Origin of the sequence: Burkholderia sp. AU16482 (assembly GCF_002223285.1) — a bacterium.
In the GTDB taxonomy this organism is placed as follows: domain Bacteria; phylum Pseudomonadota; class Gammaproteobacteria; order Burkholderiales; family Burkholderiaceae; genus Burkholderia; species Burkholderia semiarida.
Map to the genome: position 1 here is coordinate 418047 of NZ_NKEY01000006.1, position 12702 is coordinate 430748.

General features: G+C 65.3%; 9 protein-coding genes. 6 read left to right on the forward strand and 3 right to left on the reverse strand.

The window, feature by feature from the left end:
* Positions 1 to 3: 3 nt before the first annotated feature.
* From CFB35_RS19215 to tssJ, 6 genes are all read left to right on the forward strand, one after another.
* On the forward strand, positions 4 to 1242 hold the full coding sequence (locus CFB35_RS19215; protein ID WP_081068165.1) for a hypothetical protein: 1239 nt from the start codon (positions 4 to 6) through the stop codon (positions 1240 to 1242).
* Positions 1239 to 5051, forward strand: a complete 3813-nt coding sequence (locus CFB35_RS19220; RefSeq protein ID WP_059608795.1) for an ImcF-related family protein — start codon at positions 1239 to 1241, stop codon at positions 5049 to 5051. Before CFB35_RS19215 ends, CFB35_RS19220 begins: the two co-directional genes overlap by 4 nt.
* An 8-nt stretch (positions 5052 to 5059) precedes the next feature.
* Positions 5060 to 6643: a type VI secretion system protein TssA gene (gene tssA / locus CFB35_RS19225; RefSeq protein ID WP_059573735.1), complete on the forward strand. Its 1584-nt coding sequence runs from the start codon at positions 5060 to 5062 to the stop codon at positions 6641 to 6643.
* 10 nt (positions 6644 to 6653) lie between these two features.
* Positions 6654 to 8468, forward strand: coding sequence for a type VI secretion system baseplate subunit TssF (gene tssF / locus CFB35_RS19230; RefSeq protein ID WP_059573736.1), 1815 nt, complete (start codon positions 6654 to 6656; stop codon positions 8466 to 8468).
* Between the two features lie 65 nt (positions 8469 to 8533).
* Positions 8534 to 9589 carry a type VI secretion system baseplate subunit TssG gene (gene tssG, locus CFB35_RS19235; protein WP_226094229.1) on the forward strand — a complete coding sequence of 352 codons (1056 nt, stop codon included), beginning with the start codon at positions 8534 to 8536 and terminating at the stop codon, positions 9587 to 9589.
* Between the two features lie 13 nt (positions 9590 to 9602).
* Positions 9603 to 10121: a type VI secretion system lipoprotein TssJ gene (tssJ, locus tag CFB35_RS19240; protein ID WP_059573737.1), complete on the forward strand. Its 519-nt coding sequence runs from the start codon at positions 9603 to 9605 to the stop codon at positions 10119 to 10121.
* Positions 10122 to 10227: 106 nt separating this feature from the next.
* On the opposite strand, the gene catC is transcribed toward tssJ, so the two are convergent.
* The 3 genes from catC to CFB35_RS19255 are packed head-to-tail and all read right to left on the reverse strand — an operon-like array spanning position 10228 to position 12629.
* Entirely contained in the window at positions 10228 to 10518 is a 291-nt protein-coding gene (gene catC / locus CFB35_RS19245) for a muconolactone Delta-isomerase (protein WP_059573738.1), read from the reverse strand.
* A gap of 43 nt (positions 10519 to 10561) precedes the next feature.
* Positions 10562 to 11464, reverse strand: coding sequence for a catechol 1,2-dioxygenase (gene catA / locus CFB35_RS19250; protein ID WP_059573739.1), 903 nt, complete (start codon positions 11462 to 11464; stop codon positions 10562 to 10564).
* Positions 11465 to 11495: 31 nt separating this feature from the next.
* Positions 11496 to 12629 (reverse strand): muconate/chloromuconate family cycloisomerase, encoded by a 1134-nt coding sequence (locus CFB35_RS19255; protein ID WP_059573740.1) that lies wholly within the window; start codon positions 12627 to 12629, stop codon positions 11496 to 11498.
* Between the last annotated feature and the right edge of the window lie 73 nt (positions 12630 to 12702).

A 12702-nucleotide genomic window follows, 5' to 3' on the forward strand; every position in this document is an offset into this window, starting at 1 on the left:
GCAATGCCCATCGACTTCAATCGTGTGCCGCCGCGCGTGAAGGTGCCGGCTGCGCCCCGGGTCTCGGCGCTCGTCTGGACGATTTTGCTGGTACTCGTAATGGGAGCGGGAGCCGGACTGACGATCGCGCTCTGGTCGACGGACCGCCCTGCGAACACGCCATGGTTCTGGTTTTGCGTCGCGGGTTACCCATTTCTGGCATGGGCATTCCTGCTGTTTGCGTGGCTCGGATACGGCTATGCCTGTCGCAATCAGGCGATTGCGACCAATCGCGTGAGCGATGACGCAGAACAGGCGTGCCACGCAATGGCAGCCATACCTTTGACGATCGTAGGTCATGCTTGGTGCGTCTCCACGAACGATTCCGAAAACTCACTCCAACAGATACTGACGGGAGTCGAAGGAACGAAATCGCGACCAAGCGATGCAGTGGCGGATAGAGAAGTCAATGCACGCTGGCTCAACCTTCCGGATATTCGTTTCTATCCGGGTAACGAAATCTCGGAATATGTTCGCCATCGTTCGGTTTGTACATGGCTGCTCGAGCGCCTGATAGACGGCCTGCTGCCGCAGCTCCGCGCGCTGCCACGGGGAACGAGACTCTACGTCGAACTGAGTCACCAATCGTGGCTCGAGCACGAGGTCGTCGGGACTCAGATATTGAATCTACTCGCTGAACAAGCCCCTGCATTGAACGTGGAGATGGGAGCCAGCGAACCCGCGCTCACGGTCTTCAAAGCGGATGCCTGGCACGACGACCGAGACGCCGGGAGCGCCCACCTTCTGGTCGCCGTCGAGCTTCGCAATGCAATCAGCTCGGTACTGTCCGACGGCGTTGCGGAGGCAGGCGTCGCGCTGCTGGTCAAGCGTTCGCGCCCCGAGTCGTCGCCGATGTCCGCCGGACTTCTTTTGCATCGGCCTGCCAAAGGCTCGCTCGCTTCTCCTGCCGCAACACTCGAGCTTGCTGCACGGTGGGGACAAACTCCGTCCGACCGTCTGCGTACGGTATGGACGCATGGCCTGGTCGGCGACGGTATCGGTAGCGTTCGCCAAGCGGCGCCGTTGCCGGACGACGCATGCTGGATCGCGCTCGAGACAGCGGTGGGCGACTGTTCGGGCGCAGGGCCCTGGTTGGCCGTGGCCCTCGCTGCAGAAGCGGCCCGGACGACGGGCGATCCGCAATTGGTGCTTTGTGGCGAAGATGAGGAACTTTTCGCACTCGTATGCAGAAAACGGACATGAACGACAAAAGCGAGAACAAAACACGATCGGCCGGTTTCTTCATTGGCGTCGCGGCCGTCATCGTATTCCTGGCACTCAGTATCGCAGTGTGGGTGGAGGGGCCTCGTCGCGGGTGGTCGCGCGAAATCCTGATCATCGGCCAGCTTGCGTTGGCATGTGCGTTGCTGCTGGCAATCCTGGCGGTCAAGTTCTTCGAGTGGGTATTGCTGAAGATTGCGGTGTTGAGGGCGTCCAGATGGTTCGCTCGTTTCGATGCCGAAAAGCGCGCCGAATCCGGCGAGCGCAACGATCCGAACCTGTCACCAGGACAGATCAATCGCGCTGCTGCGCTTCGCGAGGTTCTGCGTAACCGCTACGGCTGGCGTTGGGGCTATCGTGACCGCTGGCTGCTTGTCGCCGGAGACACGCCTCTCGTCAGGCGTCTCGCGCCCGAACTGGCCGACATCGGGTACATCGTTCTCGGTAACACGGTCGTGTTGCATGCAAACCAGACCCGCGACCAACTCGACACCGAATGGCTGGATCAAATCCGCCGACTGCGGCGGCGCCGTCCGATCGATGCGATCGTAGCGGTTACCCGCAACCGTAGCGCCGCGAATACTGCGTTCGACACTGATGAGCTCGCTACGCGTCTAGCGCGCCATGCGCGCGCGCTACGCTGGGCCGCGCCCGCTTACCTTCTGAATGTCACGGATTTCGGTAGCGAGTGGCTGGATCCAGACGAAGCCATCGGCTTGACGTGGGCCAACACGTCGATGAGCGGAGAAGCGATCGATGTATCGCTGCGGAACCTCGCCGGCAACCTCGCGGATGCGGGTGTCGCGCGCCTCGCCGCGGATGCCCGCGATCGTTATCCCGCGGAATTGTCCCAGCATGTTTCAAGGCTGCACGAGGCGCTGTCGAACTTGGTGCGGCAAGCGTCTGAATCCAGTATCTGGAGGCATGCGGTTCACGGTCTGATGTTTGCGCCGCTGTTCAAGGAGCGTGACGTGATGTCGCCGGATTCCAGTATCGAGAACGGCGACGATACGCCCGACAATCCCCACCACCGCACCATCTGGCAAACCGTCGCCGCCCACAGCCGCAACGTACACGGCCGCCGCATCGGCTTTTCGCTATCGACCACGGCGGCGTGGATGGCGACCGTGCTGATCGGCTGCTGGCTCGTCGGCACGATGCTGTCCGGGTTCGGCAACCGTGCAACGATCTCGGGTACAACGGATACGGTTGCGAAGCTCACTGGCGCCTTGAACCCGGCACAGTCGCTGCAAACGCTCACCGACCTCGATCGCCAGATCGACACGCTCGAAATCCGTCAGCGCACCGGCGCGCCGTTGATTGCCCGTTTCGGCCTGAATCGCGACGAAGCGTTGCTCGACGCCCTTTGGCCGCACTACGCCGATGCCGCGAACCGTATCCTCATCGGTCCGATCCGCCGGAAGCTCGAGGCAAGACTGCATCAACTCGCGTCGCTGTCCGACGCGGAAATCGCGAGCGGCGGCGAAGCCCAGGTGCAGGCCGCTTACGACACGCTGAAGACGTACCTGATGCTTGCCAGGCCCGAGCGGGCCGTGGCCGCGTTCCTGGCGCCGCAACTCGTCGCGACGTCCGCGCCCGAACGCCCGGCCGGTTCGCAACTGTCGCGCGGCAAATGGGCTGATATGCGTCAGCACGCGATCACGTTCCTTGCCAATCACATCGGGCGCGGAGCCGGAGCGGACCGCACCGCGCCGGCGATCGTGCCGGACGGCGCGCTGATCGCGTCCACCCGCCAGACGATTGTCGGCGTGCGCGGCATTCAGAACTCGGGAGATGCGATCTACCAGCAGATCGTCGACGAAGCGACACCGAAATACCCGCCGCTATCACTCGCGACATTGCTCGGCGACGCGGCGTCGCAATCCTCTGCCGGTGGTGCAACGAGCCGGGGCCTGTTCGGCACGACCGCCACGGTACCCGGCGTATTCACGCGTGCAGCATGGGAAGAGCGCATCTCGAAGGCAATCGACGAAGCCGGCGAACAACGCGATGTGGCGAGCGACTGGGTACTCTCCGACACCAAGGTTGCCAATGCATCTCCGTCGACATTGAAGGCCGAACTGCGTCAGCGCTATTTCGACGATTACGCGCGGGCATGGGGGCTATTCCTCAACAGTCTGCGTTGGCAACCCGCACCTACGCTATCAGCCACGGCCGATCAACTCACGCTGCTGGGCGACCCGCAGCGCTCGCCGCTCGTCGCGCTGATGAATGCGGTCGTCTATCAGGCGGGAACGGGCGCCAACGCACAGTCGCTGTCCGATACGCTGATCAGTAAGGCGCAGCAACTGGTCGGCGCCGACGAGAAAGATCCGTCGAAGCAGGCGAAGCCACCACTTGCGCCGCTCGCGGCCGCGTTCGGACCGATCTTGCGTCTGACCGGCAGCGATCTCGTTTCGGTGGCGCGATCCGGCGGCAAGGGCGTCAGCCCGCCCGCAGCAACCGGCGACCTGAGTCTGGCGCGCTACCTGGAGCGGATCACCGCGATGCGCCTGAAAACGGCTCAGATCGTCTCCAGTCCGGATCCGGACGCGATTGCGCGTCTGGCCGCGCAGTCCGTGCTGCAGGGCAAGACGTCCGATATCGCCGACAGTCGCGATTACGCGAGCCGCGTCGCTGCAAGCCTCGGCGAACAATGGTCCGGATTCGGTGCATTGTTCCGTGCGCCGTTCGATCAGTCTTGGCAAGTCATCGTGCAGCCGGCCGCCGCAAGCCTGAACGAAATCTGGCGTACCGCGATTCTTGCCGACTGGAACAGGACGTTCGGCGGCCGTTATCCGTTCGCGGATTCCGACAACGATGCGTCGCTGCCCGAGATGGCGCGCTTCATGCGTCCGGACAGCGGCGTGGTCGCGCAGTTCGTGACGTCGCAACTGGCCGGTGTCGTCGAACGGCATGGCGATCGGTGGGTGGCCTCGCAGGGCGCGGACTCCGGCGCATTGACGATCGATCCGGCTTTCCTGAACGGGCTGAACAAGCTCGCGCGCACGGCGACGGTGCTGTTCCCGTCCGGCGATGCACGGGTGCGCTACGAGCTGAGACCGGAGCCGACGCCGGGCGTCACCGACATGCGATTCGTGCTGTCCGGCCGCGAACTGCATTACTTCAACCAGAAGCAGGAATGGACGCCGTTCGAGTGGCCGGGGCAGTCGCTTGAAAATCTGTCGCACATCGAATGGCAGACGGAGCAAGGCGGCTTGCGCACCGCGCTCGATTCGCAGGGACGCTTCGGTTTCATCCGGCTGCTGGAGCGCGCGAAGGTCAAGCAACAGGACAACGCGCGCTATCTGCTGACCTGGACGCCGGATACGAGCCAGGGTGTTCCGCTCAGGGTGCAATTGCGCAGCGAAGCCGGCGCCGGCCCGCTCGACGTGCTCCAGTTGCGCCATTTCGCGTTGCCGGCACGCGTGTTCGTGACGGCGGCGGCGAACGCAGGGGCGCGGGTTTCGGCGAGCGGTCCGCCGCCGTTGCCGCCGTCGGCGATCGAGGCCGCGAAGCATGCGGCCGTGCCGCTGCCGTCGGGGCTTCCGGGCAGAAGCCCGTTGCCGGATGAAGCGAGGTGGGCGGCGTCGGAGAAGGTATCCGGCCGGAATGCCGATCGCGAACCGGCTCGAGCGTCGGCACGAACGACCACGTCCGTCCCGACGACACGAACGACGCCGCCGAAGCCCTCGATCTCGCCCGTGGTGACGACGTCGGCGCTTTCGGATCCACCCGCCAGCCCGTTCCGGTACGCCCTCACGCTGCTGGGCGACGCATTCGTTTTTTGAGACCAGCGATGACGCTAGCCAATTTTGTGAAGACCCTTGTCGGCGGCACGCGTGCCGATTCGCTCCATCGGGGACGCACGGACACCTGGGCCGCATGGATCGCGCCGATACCGGGCGAGCATGCGTGCGGGCGCGATCCCGGCTACGAAGAAGCGTTCTTCGAAATGAAGGACGAAGCCGGCAAGCTGTCGGGAATCGACGACGGGTTGATCGTCCGCGCGTGCGAACACCTGCTGAAGGAGACGGGAAAGGATTTGCGCGTGGCCGGCTACTACGCGTTCGCGCGCCTGCGGCAGGACGGCCCGGCCGGTTTCGCCGACGGGCTCGAACTGGCCGCCGCGCTCGTCGACCGGTTCGGCGAGGCGCTGTTGCCCGCCCGCCACGAAGCGAGGAAAGCCGCGCTGGACATGCTCGCCACCGCGCGTGTGATCGACGCGCTGGACCGCCACGGCGATTTCGCGCCGGCCGATCTCGAGCGTGCGCTTGCCGCACTCGGCGTGCTCGTGACGTGCACGCAGGCGTGGCCCGACGCCGCCCGTCCGAATTTGCAGCCGCTCGTGTCGCGCTTCGATAAAAAGGAAGCACCGGCGCACGGGGCCGATTCCGGCACGGCAGTGCCGCCGGCCAGTGCGCCGGGCAAAATTTCAGCCGGCTCGATCGCGTCGACGCGCGACTTGCTCGATCAGGCACGTGCGATGTCGACGTGGCTGCGGGATCAGGAAAACGGCTACCTGCCTTCGGTACGCGTCGCGCGAAGCATTCGTTGGGACACGCTGCACGACGTGCCGCCGGCGGATGCCGCGTCGCATACGCGTCTGGCGCCCCCACGCGCGGAGTTGCGCCAGCAGATGAAGCGCCTCGTGCTGCAGAAGCACTGGCACGAGTTGCTGGAGCGGGTCGAAGGCGCATTCATGGAGGGCGCGAATCACCTGTGGTTCGATCTGCAGTACTTCCAGCATGTGGCGCTCGATCACGTCGGTACGCCGTACGGCGCGTGGCGAGCATTGCTGCGCGCCGATTTCGCGCTATTCCTCGAACGCTTGCCCGGCATCGAACGGCTGGCGTTCAGCGACGGCACGCCCTTCGCCGACGACACGACACTCGAATGGATTGCCCGGCACGCGGTCGTGCGCGACCTGGAGGCGGGAGAGGCCGTTGCGCCGCTGCCGGTCTCCGCGGATAGCGAAAGCGACTCAACCGGCGACTGGCCGGAGATCGAAGCCCAGGCCCGCGAACTGGTGGGGCGTGAGGGTATCGAGGCGGCGTTCGCGTGGCTCGAAGCGCTGCCCGGCATGAAAACCGATCGACATCGCTACTTGCAGCGGCTCGTGATGGCCCGGTTGGCCGACCACGTCGGCCGTCACGATGCAGCGCTCGCGCTCCTGGTCGAACTCGACGCCACGTCCCGCTCGCTGCCACTGATGCGCTGGGAGCCGGCGCTGACGTTCGAGGTCAAGCAACAACTGGTCAACGCATTGAAAGCGACGAGCAGCCGCAAGGATGCCGACAAGCCTGCGCTCGCGCGCCGGATCGGCGAACTGCATGCGGAACTCACGGTACTCGATCCCGCGCGCGCATTGACTCTTTCGTAATGGATTTTTCATGGACAACGACGATCCCATCCTGCGCTACTACGAAGCGGAAATGCGTTACTTGCGCGAGTCCGGCAAGGAATTCGCGAAGGCGCACCCCGATCGGGCGCGCCTGCTCAATCTGGACCGCGTCGGCGATCGCGATCCGTACGTCGAGCGCCTTTTCGAGGGCTTCGCGTTCCTGACGGGCCGGCTACGGCAGAAACTCGACGACGAATTGCCGGAGTTGACCGAAGGGCTCGTCAGCCTGTTGTGGCCGCACTATCTGCGGATGATTCCTTCGCTGTCGATCGTCGAGCTGACGCCGTTCGCGGAGACGCTTCAGAAAACGATCGTCGTGCCTGCCGGCGTGCCGGTGCGTTCCGCGCCGATCAACGTGCCGTCTGCGAGCGGCGCGGAAGGCGTGGCGCCGCGGACGGTGCAATGTCTGTATCGGACGACGCAGGCCGTTGCGCTGCAGCCGGTCTCGATCACGCATGCCGGGCCGGCCGTGCGTCACGACGGCCGTTCGGTGATCCGCCTGCGCTTCGCGTTGCACGGCTCGGCGCTGCGCAAGGAGACGGATCTGTCGCGGCTGCGGCTGCACCTGAACGCCGATCTGCCGACCGCATTCGCGATGCATCTTGCGTTGACGCGCCAGGTCGATGCGATTCACTGGCGCGTTCCGGAAATACGCGACGGAGAAGCCGTGCCGCTGCCGGGCGTCACGATCGAGCCGGCCGGCTTTTCGACGGAAGAACGGCTGTGGCCCAAAGCCGATGCGGCATTCTCCGGATATCAGCTGCTGCTCGAATACTTCACGTTCCGCGAGAAGTTTCTGTTCGTCGATCTGTGCGGGCTGGACATCTCCACGCTTCCGGAAACATCGACCCGCTTCGAGCTGGAGATGGTCCTCAAGGACGCCTATCCGTCGGACCAGCGCTTCAACGCGGAAAACGTGCGGCTGTTCTGCTCGCCGGTGATCAACCTGTTCGAACTCGATGCCGAGCCGATCGAGATCGATCATCACGAAACCGAATATCGCGTGGTGCCGGCCGGCCATCAGGGCGAGCATGTCGAGACGTATTCGGTCGATGCAGTCGCGACGTTCGATCACGATACGGCCGAGCGATACGAATACGTGCCGTTCGCGACGTTCCGGCACCGCGGCGGCATGCTGCGGCACGAGGCGCCGGAGCGCTATTTCCACACGCGCGTGCGTTCGGGCGTATCGGGGTTGCACGAAATGTGGGTGATCCTCGGCGGGCACGCGTGGGAGTCGATGGACACGCTGCCCGAGGAAAGCCTGTCGCTGCGCGTGACGGGGACGAACGGGCTGCTGCCGCGCAAGGGGCTGCGCGAGGCGAGCCTCGACGAGCTGGCGGCCAGCACGCCGAACGTCGGGGGTGTGCGCAATCTCGTCGCGCCGACGTTGCCGCTGTATCCGCCGACCGAAGACCGCTTCCAGTGGCGCGTGCTGTCGCATCTCGCGCCGAATTTCCTGTCGATGATGAACGCGGAGGTATTGCGCGGCGCGTTGGCGCTGTACGACTGGACGAACGAGGAGCTGAACCGGCGGCGGCTCGCCGGCATCCTGCATGTGTCGCAGGACATGCTGGAAGAAGTATCGGGCGGCGCGGTGGAACGCGGTGTGCTGATCGAGATCACGCTCGATTCGCACGCGTTCTCCGGCGAAGGCGACGTGATGCTGTTCGGCGAGCTGCTGCATCGGTTCTTCGGCGCGTATGCGGAGATCAATCTGTTCACGAAGCTGGCGATCGTCAGCCTGCCGTCCCGGTCGCGGACGGAGTGGCCGCGCAGCAAGGCTCGGCGGGCGCCGCTATGACGGCTTCGATCGATCGGACGGTGGCCGAAGCTGCCGCGTCGAAGGGGGTGCCGACGGTTGTCGGGATGCTGTTCCAGCGAGCGCCGAAGATGACGTTCATGCAGTTCTGTCGGCTGCTGGAGGCGTGTACGCCCGAACGCGCCGGATTCGGTACGCGCGATACGCCGGAGCACGAGCCGGTGCGGTTCCGGCCGCGTCCGCGGTTGGGGTTTCCGGCGGGCGAGATGGCCGCGGTCGAATTCGACGACGAGCACCCCGAGGCACCGCCGACCGTGCGCACGACGTTCATGGGGCTTTACGGCGTCGATGCGGCGATGCCGTCGCACATGATCGACGAGATCGTACTGCGGGAGGAAGGGCATGAGGCGGTCGAGGCGTTTCTCGATCCGTTCAACCACCGGGTGGCGACGCTGCTGTATCGCGCATGGAAGAAATATCGTTATCCGGAGCGTTTCCAGGTCGGCGGAGTCGACGATTATTCGCGCAGCCTGTTGTGTCTCGCCGGATTCGGATGGGGCGACAAGCCCTTGCGTGCGGGTTTGCCGGATTCCCGGATGCTTGCCCTGCTGGGGCTGCTGATCCAGCGGACACGCACGTCGGAAGGGCTGGCCGGCGTGGTGGCGCTCGCCGCGCCGGGAGCCGATGTTCGGGTGGACGAATTCTGGGCGGTGACGACGAGTAGCGGTCGGCCAAAGCCGTTGACGTCGGCGAAGCCGGATGCGGACGCGCTGTCGGACGGGAAGCGCGGCGGGCTCGGCGGCGGTTACGTGCTCGGCAGGCGTCTCGCGTATCGCAGCCGCGCGGTGCGCGTGACATTGCGGCCGGTCGACGAACGGCAGGCTCAGGACCTGTTGCCCGGTGCGTGGCTGCATCGAGAGGTGATGGCATTCATCCAGCTGTATGTCGGCGTCAAGGCCGATGTGCATTTGCGGATGGAAGTGTCGTCAAGGTTCGTTCCGCATCCGACCGTCGGCGTCGAACATGCCGGCCCGGCGCCGCGTCTCGGCTGGACGACGGTGCTGCCGTCGGTCGATGAACGCATGATCGGCATCGCGCTTGGCGTGTACGAGGCGTTCCCCGTACCGCAACCCAACCCGCATCTCGTGCCGCGCACGATCTGATTCCGGAGTTCCCATGTTCTATCGAATGAGTGCGGCTACCGCCGTCGCCGTCTTGCTGCTGTCAGGTTGCGGTGCCTGGCAGTCCGTGTCGGACGCGTCGTCGAATGCGTATCGCGCCGTGTTTTTCAAGCAGGTGAAGGTGCTTGACGTCGATCTGGTCGCCCGTGCCGAACTGAACCCCGACGACGCAGGGCGGCCGACGTCGGTGGCCGTTCGCGTCTACCAGTTGAAGGACCGCAAGATGTTCGACGGAGCATCGTACGACGATCTGTTGAAGAACGACCGGACGGTGCTTGCTCAGGATCTGCAGGCCGATATGTCGGCCGTCGTGAACCCCGGAGCTTCGTCGAGCTTGTCTCAACCGATGCAACGCGAGACGGAGTATGTGGCGATCGTCGCGTTGTATCGCGTCCCGGACGCAGCCGGCGGCTGGAAGCGCGTCATCGAGAAAAGGAAGCTCGATCCGCACAAGCCGCTACGCGTCGGTTTGACATCGACCGGATTGCAGATGGCGGGGGATAGGCCGAAGTGATCGCACTGCTGTCGGGGGCGCGAAAGAGACCGCGCTGACGCAGGCGACTTGAACTGAAAATGCGGCCCATGCGCCGGTTGCCCGGCGATGATGGGCCGCAAGGGCATCACCGATCGTCGTCCCGTACTGAAGACGGATGCCGGCACAGCGCCCGCACGTCCATCTCCATGTACGGAAACAGCGGCAACTGGCTCAGCACGTCGTGCAGTTGCTGCACGCTCTCGACGTCGAAAATGCTGACGTTCGCATACTGCCCTGCGATGCGCCACAGATGGCGCCAGACGCCTTCGTTCATCAGCCGCTGGCACATCGCCTTTTCCTCGGCCTTCAGCGTGGCCGCCTTGACCGGGTCCATGTCCGCCGGCAGGCGAACGGTCATTTCCACATGAAACAGCATCCTGCACTCCTTGCGTTGTCGATTCGTCGAACGGGAAGGGCGCTCACGCCTGCGCGCGGGCCCGCTCGACTTCGCTGCCCGGCACGTCCTGCTTTTCCTTGACCAGCGAGAAGTCGAAGTCGATCAGCGCGAACTGTCCGTCGACGCCGTACGGCTTGCCTTCCGCGCCCTCCGCCTGCCGCACCGGCGGGATCAGCCCGTCGCGCGTCGCGAACGCGAAGTCGTCCCACAGATGCGGATCGCCATCGATGTTGATCTGCGTCGTCAGCTTACGATAACCGTCCGCCGAAACGAAGAAGTGAATGTGCGCCGGACGATGGCCGTGGCGGCCGAGCTGGTCGAGCAGTTGCTCGGTCTTGCTGCCCGGCGGCACGCTGTAGCCGACCGGCAGCACGCTGCGGAAGCTGTAGCGGCCTTCGGTATCGGTGCGGATCGAGCGGCGCAGGTTGAACGCGGGCTGCGACGGGTCGAAGTACGAGTAATTGCCCAGATGGTTCGCATGCCACACCTCGACCAGCGCGTTCGCGAGCGGCGCGCCATGCTCGCCGAGCACCTGGCCGCGCATGATCAGCGTCTGGCCCGGATCGGTGCCGTCGTCGAGGCGCGCATGGCCGACCGATTCCGGCGCGCCGGCGACATACAGCGGGCCTTCGATCGTGCGCGGCGTGCCGCCCTGGATGCCGGCCTTTTCCTCGGCTTCGTCCATCCGCACGTCGAGGAAGCGCTCGAGGCCAAGGCCTGCGGCGATCAGCCCGAATTCGCGGCCGGCTTCGTTCAGGAAGTTGAGCGCCGTCCAGAATTCGCTCGGCTGCACGTCGAAGTCCTCGATCGTGTAGCAGATGTCCTTCACGATCCGGTTGACGATCGCGCGCACGCGCGGGTTGCCGGGCTTCTCGGCCGCGTCGTCGAAGGTCTTCAGCAGGGCGTCGATGGCTTGCTTGTTCATCTGTGTCTCCGGTTTCGGTTGTCGTGTGGGGTCAGCGGGCGCCGCGTCGCATCCGTTCGATGCGGGCCCAGTCGAAGGTGATGCCGAGGCCGGGCGCGGCCGGCAGATGCAGCTTGAAATCCTGGTAGCGCAGCGGCTCGACGAGAATCTCCTCGGTGAGCAGCAGCGGGCCGAACAGTTCGGTGCCCCATTTCAGCGAGTCGAACGTGCTGAACAACTGGGCGGACGCCATCGTGCCGGCCGCGCCTTCGAGCATCGTGCCGCCGTACAGCTCGATGCCGGCGGCCGCGGCGATCGACGCGACGCTCGCCGCGCCCTGCAGGCCGCCCGATTGCGCGATCTTCACCGCGAACACGTCGGCCGCGCGATCCTGCGCGAGCGCGAACGCATCGACGGGGCCGTGCAGCGCCTCGTCGGCCATGATCGGCACCTGCGCGAGCTGCGTGAGGCGTTTCAGCCCCGCGCGATTGGTCGCGGCGATCGGCTGCTCGACGAGGCTCACGCCGGCGTCGGCGAGCCGCGCGCCGGCCCAGATCGCATCGGTTTCGCTCCAGGCCTGGTTCACGTCGACGCGCACGTCGCCGCGCTCGCCGAGCGCGCGCTTGATCGCGACGACGTGCGCCACGTCGTCGGCGACCGCGTTCGAGCCGATCTTCAGCTTGAACGCGCGATGGCGGCGTGCGTCGAGCATCGCTTCGGCTTCCGCGATGTCACGTTGGGTATCGCCGCTCGCGAGCGTCCACGCGACATCGACCGCATCGGTCCGGCGCCCGCCGAACAGCTCGCACAGCGGCACGCCCAGGCGCCGCGCCTGCGCGTCGAACAGCGCGGTCTCGAGCGCGCACTTCGCGAAGCGGTTGCCCTGGAACAGCTTGCGCGCACGCGCCATCGCGGCGCCGGGGCGCGTCGCGTCCATGCCCAGCAGCAGCGGCGCGAAGTAGGTATCGATGTTGACCTTGATGCTTTCGGGGCTCTCCTCGCCATAGGCGAGCCCGCCGATGGTCGTCGCCTCGCCGACGCCTTCGATACCGTCCGTGCATCGAACGCGGACGAGCACGAGCGTCTGGCAATTCATCGTCGCGACCGACAATTTGTGGGGCCGGATCGTCGGCACGTCGACCAGCAGCGTCTCGATGCGTTCGATGGTGGCGGTAGTTGCTATCATGCGATTCCTCCTGTTGGTGCACATGGTAGGAATTCCCGCCCCGCGTCGTCCAACACTCTTTCCGACTACTTCC